At 69.8% G+C, this 22283-nt stretch carries 17 protein-coding genes and 1 pseudogene; 5 read left to right on the top strand and 13 right to left on the bottom strand.

Annotated features, from left to right (window positions below; translation table 11 throughout):
- Positions 1-127 precede the first annotated feature (127 nt).
- Entirely contained in the window at positions 128-565 is a 438-nt protein-coding gene (locus tag QF035_RS55295) for a hypothetical protein (protein WP_307532270.1), read from the top strand.
- 56 nt (positions 566-621) lie between these two features.
- Complete coding sequence (locus QF035_RS55290; RefSeq protein WP_307532268.1) at positions 622-2772, top strand: tetratricopeptide repeat protein; 2151 nt, start codon at positions 622-624, stop codon at positions 2770-2772.
- A 215-nt stretch (positions 2773-2987) separates the two neighbouring features.
- On the opposite strand, the gene QF035_RS55285 is transcribed toward QF035_RS55290, so the two are convergent.
- The 12 genes and pseudogenes from QF035_RS55285 to QF035_RS55230 form a co-directional block, all read right to left on the bottom strand.
- Positions 2988-4775 carry a helix-turn-helix domain-containing protein gene (locus tag QF035_RS55285; protein WP_307532267.1) on the bottom strand — a complete coding sequence of 596 codons (1788 nt, stop codon included), beginning with the start codon at positions 4773-4775 and terminating at the stop codon, positions 2988-2990.
- 855 nt (positions 4776-5630) lie between these two features.
- Positions 5631-6560 (bottom strand): hypothetical protein, encoded by a 930-nt coding sequence (locus tag QF035_RS55280; protein WP_307532265.1) that lies wholly within the window; start codon positions 6558-6560, stop codon positions 5631-5633.
- A complete protein-coding gene (locus QF035_RS55275) occupies positions 6553-7128 on the bottom strand; it encodes an RNA polymerase sigma factor (RefSeq protein ID WP_307532263.1) in 576 nt (191 codons plus the stop codon). Before QF035_RS55275 ends, QF035_RS55280 begins: the two co-directional genes overlap by 8 nt.
- A 454-nt stretch (positions 7129-7582) precedes the next feature.
- A pseudogene (gene istB, locus QF035_RS55270) lies at positions 7583-8357 on the bottom strand (IS21-like element helper ATPase IstB).
- On the bottom strand, positions 8354-9706 hold the full coding sequence (istA, locus tag QF035_RS55265) for an IS21 family transposase (RefSeq protein WP_444968462.1): 1353 nt from the start codon (positions 9704-9706) through the stop codon (positions 8354-8356). The pseudogene istB and the gene istA overlap by 4 nt, the downstream one beginning before the upstream one ends.
- A 533-nt stretch (positions 9707-10239) precedes the next feature.
- Positions 10240-10866 carry an XRE family transcriptional regulator gene (locus tag QF035_RS55260; RefSeq protein WP_307532260.1) on the bottom strand — a complete coding sequence of 209 codons (627 nt, stop codon included), beginning with the start codon at positions 10864-10866 and terminating at the stop codon, positions 10240-10242.
- A gap of 88 nt (positions 10867-10954) precedes the next feature.
- Positions 10955-11326, bottom strand: a complete 372-nt coding sequence (locus QF035_RS55255) for a hypothetical protein (RefSeq protein WP_307532258.1) — start codon at positions 11324-11326, stop codon at positions 10955-10957.
- Positions 11323-11925: an RNA polymerase sigma factor gene (locus QF035_RS55250; protein WP_307532255.1), complete on the bottom strand. Its 603-nt coding sequence runs from the start codon at positions 11923-11925 to the stop codon at positions 11323-11325. The genes QF035_RS55255 and QF035_RS55250 overlap by 4 nt, the downstream gene beginning before the upstream one ends.
- Positions 11926-12495: 570 nt before the next feature.
- Positions 12496-13041 carry an IS1096 element passenger TnpR family protein gene (locus QF035_RS55245; protein WP_307532253.1) on the bottom strand — a complete coding sequence of 182 codons (546 nt, stop codon included), beginning with the start codon at positions 13039-13041 and terminating at the stop codon, positions 12496-12498.
- Positions 13042-13349: 308 nt separating this feature from the next.
- Positions 13350-13634 carry a hypothetical protein gene (locus tag QF035_RS55240; protein ID WP_307532251.1) on the bottom strand — a complete coding sequence of 95 codons (285 nt, stop codon included), beginning with the start codon at positions 13632-13634 and terminating at the stop codon, positions 13350-13352.
- 47 nt (positions 13635-13681) lie between these two features.
- The gene (locus tag QF035_RS55235; RefSeq protein WP_307517465.1) at positions 13682-14605 is read right to left on the bottom strand and encodes an IS5 family transposase; all 924 of its coding nucleotides are present in this window, start codon (positions 14603-14605) and stop codon (positions 13682-13684) included.
- Positions 14606-14714: 109 nt separating this feature from the next.
- Entirely contained in the window at positions 14715-15245 is a 531-nt protein-coding gene (locus QF035_RS55230; RefSeq protein ID WP_307532250.1) for a transglutaminase-like domain-containing protein, read from the bottom strand.
- A gap of 498 nt (positions 15246-15743) precedes the next feature.
- On the opposite strand from QF035_RS55230, the gene QF035_RS55225 reads away from it, so the two are divergent.
- Positions 15744-16007, top strand: a complete 264-nt coding sequence (locus QF035_RS55225) for a hypothetical protein (RefSeq protein ID WP_307532248.1) — start codon at positions 15744-15746, stop codon at positions 16005-16007.
- Positions 16008-16293: 286 nt separating this feature from the next.
- Positions 16294-17325 (top strand): response regulator transcription factor, encoded by a 1032-nt coding sequence (locus tag QF035_RS55220; protein WP_307532246.1) that lies wholly within the window; start codon positions 16294-16296, stop codon positions 17323-17325.
- Between the two features lie 169 nt (positions 17326-17494).
- On the opposite strand, the gene QF035_RS55215 is transcribed toward QF035_RS55220, so the two are convergent.
- A complete protein-coding gene (locus QF035_RS55215; RefSeq protein ID WP_307532243.1) occupies positions 17495-17971 on the bottom strand; it encodes a hypothetical protein in 477 nt (158 codons plus the stop codon).
- Between the two features lie 301 nt (positions 17972-18272).
- Here QF035_RS55215 and QF035_RS55210 point away from each other — a divergent pair, with 301 nt between their 5' ends.
- Positions 18273-21959, top strand: coding sequence for a WD40 repeat domain-containing protein (locus QF035_RS55210; RefSeq protein ID WP_307532242.1), 3687 nt, complete (start codon positions 18273-18275; stop codon positions 21957-21959).
- Positions 21960-22283 lie beyond the last annotated feature (324 nt).

Raw genomic sequence — 22283 nt, 5'->3', positions numbered from 1 at the left:
GGTGTTGGTGTCGGGGCGGGGTTGAGCGCAGCCTCCGCGCGGGGTGGGGATCCCGCGGGCGGGGCGCATCGGGGGCGGGATGTTGACGGAGTCTTTGGCGGCGTTGGCCGCAGCGGGGGGAACGGCCGTGGTGCAGGCCGTGGGGACGGATGCCTGGGCGGCGGTGCGCGAACGCCTGGCACAACTGGTCTCCCGGGGCGATGGCACGCGGCAGGCGGCGGCGCTGACGCGCCTGGACCAGACGGGTCGTGAGCTGGCCAGCGGGCAGGCGCAGCACGAGTTGATCCGGTGGGAGAGTTCCTGGCAGACCCGGATCGAAGTGTTCTTGGATTCCCTCCCCGAGGTCGAACAGGCGGGTGCGGCTGCCGAGTTGCGGCTGCTGGTGGACGCGGTGAGCCGGACCCGGGCCGTGCACTGCGGGGTCCGGGCCGGCAGCGGGGGCCTGGCAGTGGGCGGTGACGTGTCCATTGACGCTGCGTCGGGGGCGGTGGCCGGCGGCGTGGTTCGGGTGGAGGGAGGGGTGCATCTTGCGGACCCTTTCTCGGCGGGCAGGGAGCAGGCTTAGCCACCGGCGAACCGCTGTCTGCAGCACGGCCCGCCGCGGCCGCGGCGGGGGGTGTGGTGGCGCAGTACGGTGGCGTCGCCGCAGGGCGTCTGCAGGTGCAGCAGTTGGTGGTCGGGGCCCATGCGCCGGGGCGCGGCGGCGCGCCGGTGACGCTGGCGCCGCCGTTGGGCGAACGCGACCCGCGTTTTCCGCTGCGAGGTCGCACTCACCTGGTGGAAGGGCTGCTGGAGTTGTGTGACGGCGGCGGGGGCGGCCGGCTGCATGTGGTGCACGGGCTGGGTGGCTGCGGGAAGACGGCCGCGGTCTTGGAGGCGGTGCACCAACTGCACCAGCGCGGCAGGGGCGGTCCTGCCGTGTGGTGGATCGATGCCCGGCAGGGTGCGGTGCTGGAGGCGGGGTTGCGGGCGGTGGCTCGCCAGGTGGGGCTGCGTGCGAAGGACATGCGGGGCGAGGACGCTGCGGATGTGCTGTGGGATCGGCTCGGTGGGATGCCGCAGGCATGGATCCTGATCCTCGACAGTGTCGACGATCCCTGCCTGTTGGACGGTCCCGGGCGGCTGGCCTCGGGCACGGGATGGGTCCGTCCGCTCGCCGCCCCGGGCGGGCTGGTCCTCCTCACCAGCCGTCAGGGCGCGCGGCGTTCGTGGGGTACGGGGGCCGTGCTGCACGTGGTGCGGCCGCTGGGGCCGGCCGATGCCGCGCAGGTCCTGCTTGACCGTGCGGGCGAGCGGGCGGGCCCGGTCAGCGAGGCCCGCGCGCTGGCCGTGCGGCTGGGGGGCCTGCCGCTGGCCCTGCACATGGCGGGCTCCTATCTGGCCGAGGTGTCGGGGATGCCGGGCGCGTTCGTGGAAGCGGACACACCGCTGGAGTTCAGCACCTACCGGCAGGCGCTCGACGCCGGATGCGGGCGGGCAGATCCGGCGCAGGCCGTCGCCGGGACCTGGCGTCTGTCCCTGGAGCTCATGCAGCAGCGGGGCTTTCCCCTGGCGGGCCGCCTGCTGGAGTTGCTCGCGTCGTTCGCCGATGCACCGATTCCGCACACTCTGCTGCTGCGGCCGGCAGCCCTGACACGGGCGGTCGCGGAATTTGAGCGCCTGGACGGGACGACACTGTGGCGCATGCTCCAGGAACTGGCCGCCCTGGGACTGCTGGAGCTGGTCACATCGCCGCCGGAGGACAGCCTGCCGGTGGTCCGGCTGCACCCGCTGATCCGGGACGCCAGCCGGTCCGGGCCGCAGCCGGGCGCCGCCCTGGCCCTGTTGCGGCAGGCCCTGGAACAACTGGCGCCTCCTGAGGAGCCGACTCACTGGAGCACCTGGCGCGCCCTGGCTCCGCATGCACTCGACCTGGCCCGCCAGATTGCCCCCGCTGCCCAGCTGGGCGAGGACATCCGCCTGGCCGGTGCCGAGGCCGCCGAACTGGCGGCGCGCTACCTGCAGGCGTGCGGTCTGTTCCAGCAGGCGCGCCGGGAGTACGAGCAGGTGCTGGCCGTGCGCCGCCGCCTGTTGGGCGCAGATCACGGCGAAACACTCTCCACCCGGCACAACCTGGCCGGTGCCCTGCACGACCTGGGAGAACTCGTCCAGGCACGGGCCGAGTACGAGGACGTCTGGGCCGCCTGGCAGCGCGTTGAGGGTGCCGAGCACACCCACACCCTGACCGCACGGCACGAACTCGCCCGCGTCCTGCACGACCAGGGAGAACTCGAGCAGGCGCGGCAGCACTTCAGCCACGTGCTGTCCGCCCGGCGCCGGCTGCAGGGCGACGAGCACACCCACACCCTGGCGGCGCGGCACGAGCTGGCCCGTGTGCTGCACCACCAGGGAGAACTCGTACAGGCGCAGCAGGAGTACCTGATTCTCCTGGCCGTCCGCCGGCAGTCGCTGGGAGATGAGCATCCGCGGACGCTCACCGCCCGTCACAATCTCGCTTGCGTCCTGCAGGATCTGGGCGAGCTGGACTCCGCCCAGCAGGAACTCCGCACCACCTGGGACACCCGTTCACGGGTGCTGGGCCCCGAACATCCGCGGACTCTGTCCACCCAGTACAAACTTGCCTGCGTTCTGCACGGCCTCGGCCTCGCGCACCAGGCCCACCAGCTCCTCGGCACAGCTCTGGAAGCCAGTCGGCGCACCGTCGGTGAATCCCATCCGCACACCCTGCGGCTGGCCACCACCCTGCAGGCCTGGAGCAGCGGGCCTAGCTGATCGTCCTTCCTGCGGCAGGCAGTACACCGCCCGCGGCCCCGGTGTGTCTGCCCCTGCCGCCGGTCGTTGAGGCGGGCTTCTCAGCAACGGCGGGCGGGCAGGGGCAGTGTCGTGAACGAACACGTGCGTGGTGTGGTGGCTGCCCGCGGCCACGGTGTGGCTCACCGGCGGCGGACAGGGCGACCGGGAACGCGCGTTGCCTGCCGGTCCCCTCATCAGGGCACACGCCCCCGGGTGTAGGGCGCAGTCGTCAGGGAGCGGACCACCGAGGTGATCTCCCGCAGCGAGCCGACGGTGATGGTGGCTCCGGCTTCCCTGAGCATCTGCGCCTTGCGGGGCGTGGGCGCCAGACCGATGAACACGACCCCGGCGGTCCGGGCCGCCAGGGCATCGGCGACCGACTCCCCGATCAGGATCGTCTGCGCGTGCGGGCTGCCCAGCGTCCCGGCGGCCAGGGCCACGGCGTGCGGATGAGGTTTCATCAGGCGCGGGTTGGCGGGCCGGCCAAAGACGCGGACCCGGTCACTTCCTATGACGGGCGCCAGGTGGGCCAGGAAGGTGTCGACCGCCTGGGCCGCATGGTCGGTGACCACCGCCATCCGCCAGGGCCCTTCCATCAGCACCCGCAACAGCTGCTGTGCCCCGGGCAAGGGCTCGGCGTGCTGGGCCGCTTCCGTCTCCAGCAGGGTCAGGAAGTGATCCAGACGGCGGATCTGCGCAGGCGAGCCCACCCGGACCAGATCGCGGAGCATGCCCACCGGATCGGTGGGCGTCTGCGGCCCGACGGACAGTTGCAGAGCCAGCGCCGCCTGGACCAGATGGTCCGAGACCGACTGGAGATTCGTCGCGAACAGCCGGCACAACAGCCCGTCGAAGCTGAAGAGCACCGCCTGGGCCAGTCTGAAGTGCTCGCGCAGTACCGCACCCGACACATGGCCCGACAACTGGCTCTCCCGAGCCTGCAGGATGGTCCTGATCCCCGGATACAGAACGTCGTACCAGGACCGGTAGCGCGCGCAGTGCTCGGAGCCCTCGGGCGAGATCTGGTACAGCGCCGCGTCGCCGTCCCCGCCCGCTGTAGATGTCCTGCACAGCCCGGCGGGAATGGACGTGACGGCCGATGCCTCGATGCCCAACTGGCCGGGCGACAACCACAGGCCAAATCCCCTGACCGTCTGCAGCAGTGCCACCGCCCGCCACGTCTCAGCAGGCAGCAGACAGCGGAAGAACGCATCCAGCCGCCCTGGCAGTGAAGCGCTGATCTGCCCGATCCGCTCGTGCTCGGCGTGCACCCCGCGGCGCGCGTCGGCCTGCTCATCGGCCGATCCCCCGTAGTCGGCCACCGCCGCAAACCCCGCCAGGCGGCGCTGCGCACCGCGCACCCGCACCACCTCGTGCCCCATCAGCCGGGCCACCACCGACGCCGGCCGCCCATACAGGGCAGCCAGCTCCACCACCTCCGGCTCGTCCGGCGCCGGAACATCCAGCCGGCCGGGCGCCCGATACCGCTCCAGCAGCGCCTCACACGGCACCCGCGCCCGCTCCAGACGCTCCCTCACCACCGGCACATTCGACAGATGCCCCTCGATGTCGTCGACCCTCACCCCCAGACACTCCGCGACGGCGGCCACCAGGCCAAAGCTGCGGGCCGACACCAGCCCGTCGCTCTCCAGCCGCCGGAAACTGCGCGGTGACACCTTCAACCGGCCCGTCACATCCCGCGCCCGAAGCCCGCTGGCCCGCCGCAGGTCAGCCAGCGTCCACGACGCCTTCCCGGCCTCGTCGGCCAGCTGCAGCGGGCTGACCCCCAGCGCCTTCGCCAGCGCCTGTATCCGCTGCGGGTCCGGGCAGTAGCGGGCATTCTCATACGCCAGAATCTGCGCCTTGCTCGCCCCCACCCGCACCGCCAGCTCAGCAGCGCTGATCCCGCGCCCCCCGTCCGCCCGAGCCCGCTCCTGCCGCAGCCGCGCCCCGTCGAACATGCCCGCAAGCCCCCGTGCCACCGCCCTCACCCCCGCCCCACAAGGTACATTTTAGAGGCACCTTCACAGTCCGTCAGGTGCGAACTTTGCGCTGCCTAACAGGCCCTGACCAGGCTGTGTGCGAGAAATAGAGAAGTAGCACGTCTCCTGCTCCGCCACGGCAGCGCAAGGTGTAACTCCGTCAGTCGGCCACTGGCCGTACTGGCAACAGCGCCGCACAGCACAAGAGGCCCCGCATCCCTGCCCGTTGGCGCGAAGCACAGGATGCGAGACCTCCCGCTCCAGAGCGGCAACCGCCACACCAGAACCTTCCCGTCTGCCCGGGAAGGCCTTCTGGCTGCCCAAAAACAGCCAGACCGAAGGCTGTTACACCCCTCCGGTGTGTTGATCGCCCTCCTTCGGATCCGTCGGATCCGCTCCAGAGAGCGACGCCATCTCCTACTCCTCCCCTCCCGTGCCGGTCGACACGGCCGTGGCCCACCGACCCCGGGGGAGGCATACGCCACACCCTATCCAACCCCCTGCCCCACCGCGTTTACCCCGACCCACGCCTCCCACAGGCCCCTGAAACCCCAGCTCACGCCGCCAGTTCGCATGCGAAAGCAGTCGGCGGAACACTCCCCTGCCCGCCCACACAGACGAGTGAAAGAGGCCGTCGGCCCGTACCCCGGGCCGCGCCGCCGCCGACGGTGCGGCGGCGGGCAGCCGGATCCGCGCGGGGCGCATCGCACCCGGCAGCGGCGCAGCAACCACCGTGTGCTCACGCTCAGCGCATACCGCACCGGGCGGGGCCCGCCGGCGTCCGGTCACCCCGCCCGGACCTTGCACGGGCGGTGCTCCCCCGCTCGTCGCAGCGGCCCCGCACCGGCTGTGCGTTCACCGCGAGGAGCCCGTACACGAGGCCGGTATGGGCTGGCTCACCGCTGCACCGTAACCACCGGGTACGACATGGGACGGCGTCTCGAGGTCCACGACGGCGCCGCCCAACAGCAGGCAGCGGCTCCCCAGCGCCGCCAGCGGAACGGTCATCAAGAACGCCAGGCCATTCAACGGCTCAGGCGCCCAGACCGCGAACACCGCGACAACCCCGACCAGCATGAGCAGCGCCCCGCAGAACCCCGTGCGCCGGCGGGACCCCACCTCCGATGCATCACCTCGCCCGGCGCGGGCAGGACCGCAGGCGGGCTGCCCGTGGCGCGGCGGCACTTCAGCCTGAGCGTCCTCGAAGAGATTCATGACCAGCGTGTGGAGAGCGGGCAGGGACTCCACCGCGCACACAAGCCTCGCGAGGTGGCCCGGGCCAGACGGTGCGCCCGCCATGGCCTGCACCGACTCGCCCAGCCATTCCTCCAGCTCCGCCAGCAGCTGATGCGCTCCGGCCCGGGTCAGGGTCCGGCCGGCCAGCCCCCGCTCCAGCCTCACAAGCACCAGAGAGCTTGCAAGCGCTGCCACGTTCACCATCGTTGCCCGGGGCACCGCCCGGCGGATGCACGCCAGCAGATCTGTCAGCTGTTCGAACTGCTGCAGGACCGCCGCGAGACTGCCCGGCCTGCGCGGCATCTGCAGCCGTTGTGCATCCACCGCCTCTCTCCACGCGGCGACCTCAGGCGACTCGTGGACGGGGACCACCACATCAAGGCCGGGCCCCTGAGCGTGACGCAGGGGCTTCAACGCGGCAAGGCCGGCGCGCGCGTCGAGCGCGTCGGCAACCGTGTGCAGGAGCTGGTCGTGATGGTCGGCCAGAAGCTGGTCAAGGAGCCGCTCCTGGTTGTCGTATCCGCCCTCGTGGGGCGTGTGGTCAGTCATCTGCGTCCCCTTTCCCGAGGCCGAGGATGGTGACGAGCTTCCTGCGGGCCCGGCTGATGTTCTGCCGTACGGCAGCAAGGCTCATGCCGAGCGCCTCGGCAATCTCGACGTAGTCGAAGCCGTCCAGGTGCCAGGCCATGACAGACCGCAGAGCCGGCGGCAGTTCGTGCAGCGCGCCGAGCAGACGCTGCTGCGTCTCGGTGAGCACCACCTCCGACACCGGGCAGGTGCCACCGGGACGGTCCGGCACCGGATCCGCCGGACACACACGCGCGTCATTCTGGCGCCAGTAGCAGCGCTGCGCAGTGAGGCGTAAAAAGGCCCGGGGATGTTCCATCGTGCGCCAACGGTCGGGCAGGAGTTTACTGATGGCCTCATGCGCCGAATCGGCTGCCTCATACGGCGTGGCCCCCTGATGCATGAGAAACACCGTCACCGCACGCATCTCGCGGACGTAGAAGGCATCAAAGTCATCACGATGGACCACCGGAAAGCGCGAGCGCGGCTGCCGCTGGGCCTCGGTCCCCACCGGGGCCGGGGGCTGTTCCATGACCATGTCGCCGATCACGCCTCTCGGCCACCGACCGCACGACCGGCGCCATCCGCCCCTATCCGGCCGCCACCACCCGCCGCCCGCGCGGCCAGACGGCCAAACGACAAGGACCGCGCCCCCTGTGCAAGGCCCTGCCGGCCATACCCCGCACGGGCCTTCGCCCACCGGTCGCCCCCACGCGACAGGCACGCCGCCATCACCCCCGCCGCGATCCCGACCATCACCAGATCCACACCCACTCCACCGAGCCCGGCAGCGCCCGCCGCGCCGCATCCACCCCTATAAGCAGCAAACCGACCAGATGTGACACCCCAACCCGAAACTTCACCCCCGCCTCCCGAACACACCAAGCCAGCCCCCAGCCACGGCACGCGAATCGCGGTCCTGGTCCTGGTCCACTTCTTGAGAGGCTGCGCCTGTCCCCGTACTGGTGTGAGTGCGCCACCAAGTACGGGGATATGTGCACCACTCAGGCCACGTCGGTGTCTCGTTCGATGGCCTGGAGCCGGTTCTTGAGCCGATAGCTGTTGCCATTGATGGGAACGACCTCGCAGTGGTGCAGGAGGCGGTCAAGGATGGCGGTGGCGAGGACTTCGTCGCCAAAGACCTGACCCCACTCACTGAAGGTCTTGTTCGAGGTCAGGATGATCGAGCCCTTCTCGTAACGCTTGGAGATCACCTGGAAGACCAGGTTGGCCTCGGCGCGTTCGAGGGGCTGGTAGCTGACCGACCTCGTCGACCACGAGGACGCCGGGCCGCAGGTATGTCCCGAGTTTGCTGACCAGGCGGCCCGCGGTTTCGGCGGCTTTGAGGTTGCGGACCATGTCATCGAGGCTGGTGAAGTAGATCGAGTAGCCGGCCCGGCAGGCTGCGACAGCCAGGGCAACAGCGATGTGGGTCTTGCCGACCCCGGGCGGGCCGAGCAGGGCGACATTGGCTTTGTCCTCGACGAAGGAGAGAGTGGCGAGGTCCTTGACCTTGCGTGGGTCGAGGTCAGGCTGGAAGGCGAAGTCGTAGTCGTCCAGCGTCTTGTGGTGCGGCAGCCTCGACAGACGCAGGCCCTGCCGGAAGCGGCGGTCGTCCTTCACCGCGAGTTCCTCGGACAGCACCAGGTCGAGGAGATCGAGGTAGCCCATCTTGGCCTCGTCAGCCCGTTGGATGTACTGGTTCAGGGCCTCGGCCAGGTGAGGCAGGCCGAGCTTGACGGCCGTGGTGCGGATGCGGGTGCCGGTCAGCTCGCTCAACGGGATTCCTTCGTTGGGGAGTTAGGGGTGAAGGGACGAGTGCCGGTCAGCTCGTCATAGACCGACAGCGGACGGCGCCCGACTTCGACGCGGGCGACAGCGGTCCGGTTCAGCAGGGCCTGCAGCGGCCCGGTCTCTTGCCGGAGCGACTGCTCACGGCGGGGCGGAGTCGGGCCGTCGCCGGTGGTGACACGGCGGCCGGCACCGGTGGGTAGGCCGTCCCAGTGCTTCTCGTCGACGATGCGGGCCCCGCGGCCAACAGCCCGCGAATGAACGGCCAGCAGGGTCTCACCATCGGCTGCGGGGACGGTTGCGTGCAGTGTGACCTGGGACTTGGTGGCCCGGACCTCGACCAGCTGGCGTGGGCGGACTTTCCGGGCGGGCACTGAGTAGAGGTTCGCGTCGAAGGCGACCAGGCAGTCCTTGCCAACGTGCCGCAGGTGCCGCTGGGCGACCACATACGGCATCTGCGGCAACGGGCGCAGAGCCGTGTGGTCGCGCGCCGCCCGGTGGCCGATGACCTCGCCATGGGTGCCGTGCACTTTCGCCCGCCGCAACGGCACCCAGGCCGCGAAGGCGGCGTTCATCTCCTCGAGGGAGGAAAAGCCTCGCCCGGCCAGCACGTGGTCCCGGACGATGCCGACCTGCCGTTCGACCCGGCCCTTGCCCTGGGGCCGATAGGCGGCCAACACGTCGATATCGAAGTCGTAGTGCCCGGCGAACGCGACCGCTTCCGGGTGCAGCGGAACCGCCTCGCCCGGGGCGACGTGCCGGCGCACGACCGTCTTGGTGCGGTCATAGACGATCGTCATCGGCACCCCGCCGAAGTGCGCGAACGCCTGCCGGTGGCAGTCGAAGAAGGTCGCCAGGTCCTGGCTGGTGGTGAAGCAGCAGAACGGGTCGCGCGAGTACGACAGCGTCATGTGGAAGGAGTAGACCTTCGGGATCCCGACGTGGGCGAGGATTCTTCCTTCATCCCCCCAGTCCACCTGGGCCTGGGCCCCCGGGACGACCTCGAACCGGCGGTGCAGACCGGCCAGTTCACCCGGGCTGATCCCAAGCTCCTCGGCGATCCGGGGCCTGGCCTCCTGCAGGTAGAGCTTCACCCGCTGATAGTTGAGGGCGACCCCGTACTCCTGGACCAGGCGCTCGTGGATCACTGCCCCCTTGAGCAGGATCTCTGCCCGCAGCATCGCGTCGATCAGCGGGGCGACCTCGTCCACCGCCCGCCGCCGCGGCCGACCGCTGGGCTCCCGCTGCGGCGGCGCGGCCGACACCCCACCAGACAGGTACTTGGCGACCGTACGACGGTTCAGCCCGGTCTCCTTCGCGATCTCCCGCAGGCTCATCGCGCCGGACTCATACAGGCCGCGAAACCGCCGAAGCTCCAGCCAGCGATGCGCATCCAAGACCACCGTCAGCCGCCCCTCTGCCGCCCAAACCGACAGCAGCAGACTCGCGGCCCTCACCTCTCACCGCATCAACAACGGTGCACTCTCATCCGTACGGGGTGGTGCACGACCACTTGTACGCCGACAGCGCCCCTCGTCCACACCAACAGGACACGCCTGCTCAGGAGTTCGACACCAGCGCAGCGACGCATGTAACGCTTGTGACCCCGATCCGGCCCGGGCCGTGTGATCCGCCGTCAGGCCCTTATCGCAGGCGCACTGCCCTCAGACGTCACTCCCCGCAGCGGAGCCGGGGCTGTTCGCAAGCCACCGCACGGTCCTGCCGGAGCACTACCGAGGAAGGGAGTTGATCTGGCTCCACGGGCGCTGTGCAAAGAGCCCGCCTGAGGACAGGGGCGCCCGCACCGTGATCAACAGGGCGAGCGTCGCTTGACGCAGTGCCAACACCGCATCGTGACGCCGCCTGTCAGCTACTGCGTACTTCCGTCGTCGAGTCCAGCAATAACTCTGACGTCCTCTTCGGACATGCCCAGAACCTTGGCGATCTCCTGGGCAAGAAGCGGCTCCGGGTTATGCCTTCCGCTGCGAAGCATGTGGATGGTGGACATCGATCGTGCGGTTTCCCTTGCCATCACCCCGACCGGAATCCCGCGCAGGTCCATCAACCCGGTGAGCACCCGTGCGAACGGATGTGGCTCCAGCCGCCCGGCAGGGGCAACGGCAGGACCGATAACCACGTCGCCGACCTTGGCCTCAAACCGGATCAGCTGGTCACCCGCAATCCCGACCTTCGTGACGAAGGGCAGGCTCTCACCACTGCCGCACCCAACCGTGCCCGGCACTGACACCTCAGTGAACCTTGAAGGGTGACCGTGGTGATCACTCTCGATCTCCAGGGGAAAACCCGGCTCGACGTGGCTGACCTTCCAGTCGCGGTTCCACCAGGGAAGTTCCTGCAACACCTCGTTGAAGAAGGGGAGCAGAACAGTGAGATCCACAGGGTCCGGAGGATTCTTCTGACCCACCCAGACGACACCAGGCCAGTACGTCAGTGCCGCGATCACGTCTGCCGTCAGCGTGCGGTTGGCAATCTCCATGGCCGCACTCTCCCACCAGCCGACAGAGCAACCTCCCGCGACCAGACAAACGGTGGCCCGCGGCCCGGTCTGGCAGGCGGCTATCGCGCTATCTCCGTCGCTGACGTGTGGCGCTCGCCTCGTCGACGCCGGCCCGCTCGTGCTGGGCCGAAGCGTCCACCGGACCGGCTGCCTTCCTGCGTGGGTCTGCTCCCGGTCCATGTGCCGGCAGCCGAGAGGCGGCCTCGACCAGGGAGGGCGGCTGGCTGGGGGGCGGGCTTGCGGGGATGCGCAGGAAATACGGGACCGGGGCCTGGTCAGGGGTGACGGATGCGGCGAAGATCCTCGCGCATCCCTCATCGAGATCCGTAGCGGAATTGAGTGTGTCAAGCACCGCGTCGTCCGCTGCGAAGAGCAGGGCATCGAGGGCGGCGTCGTCGGCCGGACCGTCCGGGTCATAGCCGTCCAAGGGGGATGTCATCGTGCACCGCCTTTCGAGATGCCGAGCGCGCGTTTCAAGTTCTGCCGGGCCCGGGCAAGGCTCTGGCGTACCGCAGCGGGCTCTATCGACAGTTCCTGGGCTATCTCGGCAGGGCTGAAGCCGTCGAACGTCCATGCCATGACCTCCCGCTGACGGGCCGGCAACCAGCTCAGGGCCTCATACACGCGGGCTTCCTGCTCGCCGAGTTCCACCGCAGCCATCGGGCATCTGCCGCCCGGCAGATCCGGAAGCACGGCACAGGGGTGCTCCTTGGCCCGGCGCACCTTGAGCAGTTGGCGGTAGGCGACCCGGCGTAGCCATGCGGGTGCGTGTTCGATGGCATCCCAGGCTTCGTAGGCCAGGACGAAGGTGGACTGCGCAATGTCGGCGGCTTCGTGCGGGCTCGCGCCGTTGCGCATGATGAAACGGATGACCGGCGTCAGCTGCTGCTGATAGCAGTGCGCGAAAGCCGCCCGCGATCTGGTGCCCGCAGGCGGGTACAGCGTGGCGGGAGCGGCGGCCGCTGCCGCCGTCTGCCGTGCCGGGGCAAGCACCAGGGGTGTGGCCGTCGCAGCAGGAGGCCGCGTGTCGTTATCCACCGAGGCCCCCCTGGCTGCCGGTCAGGCCACCGATCTGGACCACGGTCTCGCTCTGCCCAGGCCGGCGCCTGGAGATCCGGCTTCCCGGCGGCAGTACCTGCAGCTGGGTGCTGAGTGCCTCCTCGTCTATCTCCGCCAGCCGTACCGCAGCCCGGGCACGGATCCACAGGTAGCCGACACGCGCCGCCCCACCACACAGCCCCAAGGCCACCGGCGCAACCACCGCTATCTCCACAGGTCATCTCCCTGGGCTCCTCGTACGCCAGCAACTCCGGCGTCCTCCACCACCCAGTAGTGCACCAACCCCCGCCCAGCGTGACTCTCCCTCAACAACAGCCACAGGAAAGCCAGTTCCTCCCACGAACCAGGCGTACCGGGCACACGCACGGGCGGCCGACAGAAAACTCCCCCTGACAGCCAGCCCGATGACGTACAGCAAAGGCCACCGCAACCACCGACCTCCCCGCCTGTCAGCGGCCAGTTAGATTTCCCCGCTCGCGGCCACTTCAGCTCCCCATCATGGCCACTTCAATTCCCCGCTGGCGGACAGTTCGTGCACGCAGCGTGAGGTCATCCTCGGCGGTGCTCGCCCCACCACGGCAGGATCGGAGGCAGGTCGCTGAGCCCGCGGGCTGGCCGCTTCGGCATCGGCGACCCCCCGTCGTCTCCGTCCCAGCGGCGTGCGTATTGGTCCGGGAGGCTGCCCCAACCCCAGTACGGAACGGGGCGGTCGGGGGCCTCGCCTAGCTCGTCGAGAGGATCGATGCGCTTTTCCGCCACCGTGCACAGGTGGGCCCAGTCGTCGCCCATGTCGAAGACATAGGCGAACTGCTCGCCGGCCTGCAGCCTGCTCAGCTTGGTCGCATGGCCATCCACGGTGCCGTCCGGGGCCTCGCCGTCCCACCAGTCCAGAGGGCTGACCCGGGCGCCGTCGGACAACGTGAACAGGTGCAGATGGGCGAGGTCCCAGCGGCCGAAGGCGAGGTCGATGGCCGTGGCGAACTGGGCGAAGGAGTGCGAGCGCGCGGCGGCGAAGACCCGGCCGGGGCGAGGCCACAGGTCTGCACCGTGCCCGGAGACCAACTCCACCCGGATGGACAGCCAGGTACGTGCCACGACCTCAACCCCTTCATACGCCAGGTGCACAAGCCGACACCGAGGCTACTGAGTGTGACTGCCACTTGGGGAATCGAACTGGCCGTACGTGGGGATTTTCTACTGGCCGCCGACACCCGCCAGGGCAGGGCGGGCGGGGAGCATCGGGAGGGTCGCGCAGCCGCCGGGCAGGCCTCTCGAGTTGCGGCATCCTCCCCACCGTCTCAGCCAAGAACCGTCACCCATCACAAACACCCCCGCCCTACGGGCCGGGCATGCATGAGACGACATGGTCGTCGACCAGCTCGGTGTTCGGTCCCCGACCTTGCTCACCCGAGCATGTGCGGGGGAACGGCCAGATCCTGGTGGGCGAACAGATGCATCAGAGCCGGTGGGTCGTCCTTGGCGCAGGTATCGGCAACCGCGTCGATCAGCTGGTCGTACTCCGGCCCTGTCTTGCCTTCGTACGCCGCGCTCATGCGGCCCCACTCGTCCCAGGGCAACGTCTCCTGCTTGCAGAGAGCGGCAAGGTCTCGGACGGCATTGCCGCTGATCTCGGCCCAACCCCAGGCGTGATCAGTACCGCTCACCCCGAACGTGCCCGGATCGATCAAGCCATTGCGGTAGTGGACCCATGCCTCAGACCCCGTGAACAAACTGATCATTTCCGGTGTTTGGCGTCCTTCGTGCCCGCCAGGCGCCGTGACATCAGCATGATCATGGACCACTTGACCATGGCTTCGTGGTGCTCGGGTAACCGTTCGTAGTCGCGTACGCAGCGGCGGCGCTGGAAGATCCACGACAGCGTGCGCTCCACCACCCACCTGCGTGGCAGTACCACGAAGCCCTTGACGTCGTCGTTGCGCTTGACGATCTCGATCGTGAACTGGAGCTTCTTCTTGGCCCAGGTGACGAGTTTCCCGGCGTAGCCGCCGTCGGCCCAGACCAGGCTGACCGATTCGAAGAGGTCACGCAGGTGCGTCAGCGCAGGGCGGGCGCCGTCGCGGTCCTGCACGCTCGCGCTGGTGACCATGACGACCAGGAGCAGGCCGATCGTGTCCACGATCACGTGGCGCTTGCGGCCTGCCACCTTCTTGCCCGCGTCGTACCCGCGGCTGTCGGAGCCGACCGTCTCCGCAGCGCGTACCGACTGCGAGTCGATGACCGCGGCGGTCGGGTCGGTGTCCCGGCCCTCGGACCGGCGGACCTCGTCACGCAGGTCGTTGTGGATGGCGTCGACGCTTCCGTCCTGCCACCACCGGGTGAAGATGGTGTGCACCGTGCGCCAGTGCGGGAAGTCGCCCGGCAGGTTGCGCCACTTGTTGCCGTTGTCCGCGACGTAGAAGATCGCGTCCACGATCAGACGGCGGCAGTACTCCTCCGGCCGCCCGCCCTTGCCGTCCAGCCAGGCCGGCCACGGCAGCACCGCCGCGATGACCTGCCACTCCGCATCCGTGGTGTCCGAGGTGTAGCGGCGGGACCGGGCCGGATGACGGCGGCCGTGACCGAACCGGCAGGCCAGGCAGGAGCAGTCAGCTTGAGCATCCGGGGTGACGGCGGTGATGGCAGGGGCGTACAACGGCATGACAGGACCTCTTGGCGCGACTGGGCTTCGACACCGCAGTTGCTACCAAGAGGTCCTGGCCGTTCACGTCACTTCACCGATTCCCACCCACCCGCAACGATCAGTTTGTTCACGGGCTCTCACCCCCGGACAGGAACTCGCCGGGAGCGAGGTCCTGCGGACGGTCCACGTTTCCCCTGCCGAGGACCTCGGTGTCGATGCGCACCCAGCGGGCCTGGTCACCGTCCCAGTACTCGGTGATCCAGTGATCGACGCCGCGTCCCTCCTGGAAGTAGGTGGCGAAACCGCACCGGGCCCTGGCGGTGATACCTCGCGCCCGCAAGATTGCGCAGGCAAGGGTGGCGAAGTGCCGGCAGGTGCCGATCACACGCTTCTCGGGCGTCCGGGCGTGGTGCAAAGATACGGGTTCAAGAGCGGTCAGCGCGGTGACCAGTTCGTTGACCCGCCGGATGTTCTTCTCCGTGATCCGGCCCTCAGGGACCCCTAACGCCACGGCATCCCCGGGCTGGATCACCAGCTGCTGCACAGCGGCACAAATGCCCACAGGGTCGTTGGGCATCCCCTCGATGAGCTGCAGTTGCGTCCCGTCCAGGCTCGTGAACGGCCCCGGCTGAGAGTAGTTGAGCACGTCATCGGCCATAAGGGGGCATCGTAGGGGCCGGGACTGACACCCAGACCCGCTCCAGCCAGTTCAGTCCCGACGCTGCCGGAACTCAACGACAACTCTGCGGCTGAGCCCTCACCAGCATTCCCCGAACTCACCGCCACACGTTGCGGCTTCCCACCCAGTCACTGGTGATTCACCGCCTGCGCCCCTACCCCCGGCGCACCGCCCCGCAGACGTCATCCCCCGCGGCAGAGCGGGAGACATTCCGCGGTGGCGATCCGGACGCCGTCATCCCCCGGCCTGCTGGCCCGCAGGCCTCAACGATGCCCCGAGCACGCGCGCCTCGGCGGTGCTGGAACTACGTTGATTGCGTGTGCTTGCCGCCCCTCGCCCGGCACGCGACGGTGGACAGCGCACCATCCCACAGCACCGGGTGGAAACCGCACCGGGCGACACCTCTCGCAGCTCGACCGCGCGTGCGTGTCGCGACGGCCCGCGAAGGTCGCGAGCGCCGTCGAGAGGAGGATCCCGATGCGCGAGGACCCGTGCACGGAGGACGGGGAAGGCGAGGCGGTGGGGCAGCGGCCCGTGCCGGCGGCGTCCCGGTCGTCGCGGAGGTGGTGGCCGTTGGTGGGTGCTTCACGGCAGGTGTGGTGGGAAGGGGTGCGTACCGTGCTCGGTGTGGTGGAGGCGGTCGCGATCCTGACTGACGCACAGGCCCTCGCCGTTACGGCGAGGGCCCTCGCTGCGGTGGGTGGCACAGTCGTCGACGCCGGCAAGCCCGAGCGACCGTGACACCGGGGTCCGGCCGCTTCCCGGCGGCCGGGCCCTCCTACCGTTTCAGACGTCCTGCTTCCAGGTAACAGCATCCGCAGGCGACAGCCAAGGAATCCGGCGTCCGGTCGTTCCCGGCCCGGAGCACGAAAGGCGTTTCGTGCTCCATCAAGAAGAAGAGGGGGAACTGCTCGTGTCCGCACCGAGCGATGCGTGCCGCGCCTGCGGCCGGGCGCTGCCCGCGGCACGCAGGGCGGGGCGCCCTCGGGAGTACTGCTCGAGCACCTGCCGCTCGGCGGCGCGGCGGATGCGCGCACGCCAGGCCGCGCGGGGCGGGGGGCCCTGCACCGTCGAACTGGCGGGCCGGCGCTGCCCCCGGCCGGCCGAGCACACGCTGTCGGTGCGCGGGGTGCTCTTCCGGCTCTGCTCCGCCTGCCACCTCATGACCACCCAGTACCTGCTGGACCAGCACGTCCCGGCCACCGAGATCGGAGCAGTCCCGTCACCGGCGGTGAGCCAGACGCCCCGCGCGCAGCCGGCCGGCCCCGCCCGCCCCGGTGTGGGACCCGCCCGCCCGACACAGCTGCTGATCGTCGAGGACGACGAGATGGTCCGCGTCGCACTGCAACACACCCTCACCCGCTTCGGCTACACGGTCCTGGCCGAAGGCACGGGACGCGCCGGTCTGCGCAGCGCCTACCTCCAGCGCCCCGATCTCGTCCTGCTGGACGTGATGCTGCCCGACACCGACGGATTCGAAGTCCTGCGCCGGCTGCGCACGGTCAGCGATGTTCCCGTCATCTTCCTGACCGCCCGAAGTGACAGTGTGGATGCGGTCGTCGGGCTCACCAGCGGCGCGGACGACTACATCACCAAACCCTGCCAACCGCGGGAGATCATCGCCCGCATCGAGCGGGTACTGCACCGCTACCGGGCCGCCGAGCGCCGGCACGACGACATCTACGACGACGGCCTGCTCCGCCTGGACTCCGAGCAGCACCAGGCATGGGCCGCGGGCTCCCTCCTGCCCCTGTCCACCACCGAGTTCCGGATCCTTGACCACCTCGTACGCCGCGCGGGCACCGTCCAGCACTTCACCACACTCCTCCAGGCAGGCTGGAACACCCCCGCCCCCTCGGCACGCGACCGGGTCAAATTCACCATCTCCCGGCTGCGCAGCAAACTCGACGCCACACCCGCCGGCGGCGCATCCATCGTCTCCGTCCGCGGCATCGGATACCTCTACCGCTCCCCCACCACACCCTCCCCCTCCCCCTCCCCCCAGTACACCCCCACACCCGCCGGCTACAGCCACACCCACACCCTCCACACCCCATAAACCCCCACCAGGCATGCGGCGGCGCAGCCCTGGCCCCGCACGACAGGGCCGGACAGCCTTGTGCGTCCTGGTGGATGACGTGAGGAGTGGCGGACGTCGCGGAGTTGGCCTCCCCCAGCGGGGTGGGGAAGGCCAACATCACGCTTGTGGACGGTGATCCGCGTCGGAATCAGCAGCGCTTGACGTCTCGGACCGCCCACCTCGCGACGGCCTCACCGGAGATGCTCTGCTGGGTGCGGACCACCACGGGTCCTCTGACGTCCTGGGCGGTGGGGCTGGGCTTCCAACTGCCCTGGAAGAACCAGGCATCGGCGCAGTACCCAGCACCGATGTAGAAGGACTGAGCCCGGTCCCAGTTGAGAGGGGGACCGTCCGTGCGCCGGTGAGGCTGCAGGATCGCGTCGTAGTTCTGGCCGCGGTCGATCCGTGAGACTCCGATCCCGATGTTGTTCTCATTGCTGATGTAACTCACCAGCGCCTGCGGTGTAACAGCAGACCGGGCGCCTGAGGCCGAACCCGTTTCGCCTGCTTCCGCCACCACCACGCGCGTATCCGTGCTCGGCGCAGCGGTTGCGGGAACGCCCAGCGACATCGCGGCGACCACTGGCAGGGCCAGCACCGCCAGCCTTTTCCTGAGGTGATTCATGGCTTCCTTCCGGTTGAACTCTCTGGGCCTGCAACCGGGGCCGCTGTCAGCCCCGGAGGCGGACAGGGCTGCCCGCGGTTGGGTACGCCCGGCCCGGCTGTGTGTGCAGCCGGGCAGGACGTACCCCCTGTGGAGCGGACCCCCGTGCCGCTCGCATCACCGAGTTCAGCGGCCGGGGGCATTGTTTGGCAGTGCTGTTCCGGCGGCCGAACAATGGCCGGACGCGTGATTCTTCTGGTGTCGTTGAGGTGTCTGGGTTGGCTGCCCTGTTGGTGCGGGAGCGGCCGGAGGGGGTGAGGGTGTGGCGGGGCGTCGTGAGGTGCCGGTGGATCCGGCGGCGGGTTCGGTGCAGCGGTTCGCGTTCGAGTTACGCACGTTGCGTACGGAGGCGGGCGGGATCACTTACCGGGCGATGGTCGAGCGGGAGGGCTACTCGGTGACCACGCTGTCGCAGGCGGCCGCTGGGGAGCAGTTGCCGACGCTGCCGGTGGTGCTGGCCTATGTGCGGGCGTGCGGGGGTGAGGTGGCCGTGTGGGAGGCCCGGTGGAAGCAGGCGGTGCAGGAGGCTGCCGGTGGCGGCCCGGATGAGGGCGATGCAGTGGTGGAGCCGCCGTACCGGGGGCTTGCGCGGTTCGAAACCGGTGACAGCGGCCGGTTCTTCGGCCGGGAGCAGTTGACGGCCGACCTGGTTGATCTGCTGCGCCGCAGGCGGTTTGCCGCGTTGTTCGGTCCGTCCGGCAGCGGCAAGTCGTCCCTGCTGCGGGCCGGCCTGGTCCCCCTCCTGCAGCGCTCTAAGGAGCCGGGCCTGCGGCTGGCCGCGATCCGGATCCTGACCCCCGGCGACCACCCTGCCCGCACCCACGCTCCCCTCCTGACCCCCAGCAGCGCGGGCAGCGGCGGGGCGGACACGTTCGTGATCGTCGATCAGTTCGAGGAGGTCTTCACCCTCTGCCACGATCCGGCGCAGCGGGCCCGCTTCATCGACCTGCTGCTTGCCGCCCGGCAGCCGGAGAGCCGCCTGCGGGTGCTGCTGGCGGTGCGCGGTGACTTCTACGGACGCTGCGCCGAACACCGCCACCTGGCCGAGGCGCTGCGTGACGCGAATCTGCTGGCCGGCGCGATGAACCCGGCGGAACTGCGCGAGACCGTCGTCAGGCCGGCCATGGCCGCCGGACTGACCGTGGAGCGAGCCCTGACCGCCCGTCTGGTCAAGGAGGTAGCCGATGCGCCGGGCGGGCTGCCGCTGCTGTCGCATGTGCTGCTGGAGACCTGGCGCCGCCGCCGCGGCAAGACGCTCACTGTGGCGGGCTATGAGGCGGCCGGCGGCCTGGACGGCGCGATCGCACAGAGCGCCGAGGAGGTCTACGGCCGGTTGTCCCAAGGCCAGGCGGCAGCAGCCCGCCGGGTACTGCTGCGGCTGGTCGCCCCGGGCGACGGCACCCCCGACACCCGCAGGCCCGCACCACGCGCAGAGCTGGAGACCACCGGCCGGCAGGACACCGCCCAGGTTCTGGAGGCACTCGCCCGGGCCCGGCTCATCACCCTCGACGACGACACCGTCGAACTCGCCCACGAGGCCCTCATCACCGCCTGGCCCCGGCTGCGCGGCTGGATCGAGACCCACCGTGAACGCCTGCGCGTGCACCGGAAACTGACCGAGGCGGCCCACGCCTGGCAGGACGTGGGACGCGAGAGAGAGGCCCTGTACCGGGGAAGCCGACTCGCCACCGCCCAGGAACACTTCAACAGCGCCCCCGAAGACCTCACCGGCATCGAGGACGCCTTCCTCACCGCAAGCCGCGGCCACCAGCACAAGGACCGCCGACGCTACCGGCTGGTCCTCACCGCCGTCACCACCGCCCTGTGCCTCGCCCTGATCGCTGCGGGACTGGCCGTGGGGCAATGGCAGAGCGCGGTCGCCGCCCAGCACACCGCCCAGTCCAGGCAACTGGCCGCCCAGTCCAGCGCGCTGGCGGGCACCGACCCCGACCTGGCCTCGCTGCTCGCCGTCCACGCCTACCGGACCCGTCCCACCAGCGAAGCCGCCGCCGCCCTGTATGCCGCCGCGGCCCTGCCACTGCGCAAACGCCTCATCGGCGGGACCAAAGGCGTGCAGTCCATCGCCCTGAGCCCGGACGGACGCACCCTCGCCGCTGGCAGCGCAGACGCCAAGGTACGGATCTGGGACCTGCCCGGCGGCCGACTGCGTCACACGCTCAGCGGCCCCGGCCTGACCGTCGAGGCGTTCAGCCCCAACGGACGCACCCTGGCCACCGGCGACGCGCACGGAGCGGTACGGCTGTGGGATCCGGTGACCGGCAGGCAACGCGCAAGACTCACCGTCCCCGGCAGTCCGGGGTGGGTAAGCGGGGTGGCGTTCAGCCACGACGGGCGGGCCGTGGCCGCCGCTTTCGCGCGGACAGTCCAGGTGTGGGATGCGACCACGGGCCGTATGCGGCGCACCTATGCGGGCCATCCTGACTCCACAACGGTGACGTTCGGCCCCGACGGGCGCACCCTGACAGCGGCAGATGCCTCGGGGGCGGTGCGGGGGTGGGACGTGTCCTCCGGCCGCACCCGGTTCACCCGCGACAGCGAGACTGAGGGCGAGGTAGTTTTCAGTCCCGACGGCCGGACGTACGCCGTCGCAGCATCCGGCAGGGTGCAGCTGCGGGACACGGTCACCGGAACCCTCCGGCGTACCTCCTGGCTCGATCGAGTCGAGGTGAAGGGCTTCGCCCCGGACGGGCACACTCTCGTCCTCGGCAGCCAGGGGACGGTACAGCTGTGGGACACGGCCACCGGCACGGTACGGGCTGCCGTGACCGCCGGCCACCGCGGTGACGGTGACCTGGAGGCGGCCCTCAGCACCGATGGCCGCACCCTGGTCACCAGCAGCGACCAGGACCAGGCCCTGCGCGTCCACAGCGTGCCCGCCGATCGCCCACACACCACTCTCACCACTCCGTCGGGCGGCGAGACCAACGCGCTGGCATTCAGCCCGGACGGACGCACGGCCGCCACCCTGCAACAACTCGGCCCCGGGCAGGGGATGATACGGCTCTGGGATGCCCACACCGGCAAGGCCACAGCCACACTGGCCTTTGGCCCGGACTGGAGCCGTATCCGCCGGGAGAAAGGGGTTCTTACCAAGGGGGTTGTGGGATTCAGCCCGACCGGCCGCGCCCTGGCCGCCGTGACCAACAAGGACGGGAGCATCGAGATCCGGGACGTCGGCACGGGCCGTATCCGGCGCACCCGCACCCTGCACGGGATCCACACAGCGGCCTTCGCGCCGGACGGAACACGCCTCGCCCTCGCCGGCCTGGACGGATCACTGCGGATCTGGAACCTGGCAACCGGCGCCATACGCGACCTCCGCAGCCGCCCCGACCCTGCCAACCCCGCACGCGCACTGGTGTTCAGCCCCAACGGACGCACACTCGCCGTCATCGGCGGAGCCCGCAACCGACCGGTCACACTCCTGGACACCGCAACCGGACGCACCCAGCACACCCTTGAGCCCCGCGCCCAAAACGACCTGTCCCTGGCGTTCAGCCCCAACGGACACACCCTGGCCACCGCGGCCAGCGAAGACGGAACCATAACCATCTGGGACGCACGCACCGGCCGCCCTCTGGACACCTTCACCGGCAACCGCAACGTGACATCCCTGTCCTACAACCCAACAGGCAACACCCTGGCCGCTGCCAGCACCAGAGGAGTCCAGCTGTGGGACCTCGCCAACCGCCACACCCGAGCCACCCTGCCGGCCCGCGAGCGCGCAGCAGTCGCCTTCAGCCCAGACGGACGGACCCTGGCCATCACCACGCCACACACGACCGGCCTCTGGCACGTCGACCTGCCCGACCCCGCCCAAGCAATCCACAGCATCTGCACCACCATCGATACCGCCCTCACCCCGCAGGAACACACCCGCTACCTACCAGACCAGTCCCCCAAAACCGGCTGCCACCCGACCGCATAACAACCAGAACTGGACCATCACCTCCCGGCAGCGGAACATCACACAGCCGTCTAGGTTCTTCGAGCGTGACAGCATCGGCCGGGCGACGGAAAACACGCGCAGACGGCCTTGCCTTGCCTCGTGACCAGATCGCGAACCGAAGCACCCCGGGAGCAGGACCTACACAAACGCTCAACACCACAACGGCGACGAGCCGGACGAGACGGCGGCCCCCGGACCGCCGGCGAGCCCAACGAACACTGGACACCCCGGAGTTCGACCAGCGCTCCCTCCCGGACGGGTACACGAGAACGAGATCGGCGACCGTCACCCGCCAGCCGTGCT

Source organism: Streptomyces umbrinus, from assembly GCF_030817415.1.
In the GTDB taxonomy this organism is placed as follows: domain Bacteria; phylum Actinomycetota; class Actinomycetes; order Streptomycetales; family Streptomycetaceae; genus Streptomyces; species Streptomyces umbrinus_A.
The sequence above is the reverse complement of the archived record's forward strand: the minus strand, read 5'-3'. Positions and strand labels throughout refer to the sequence as shown.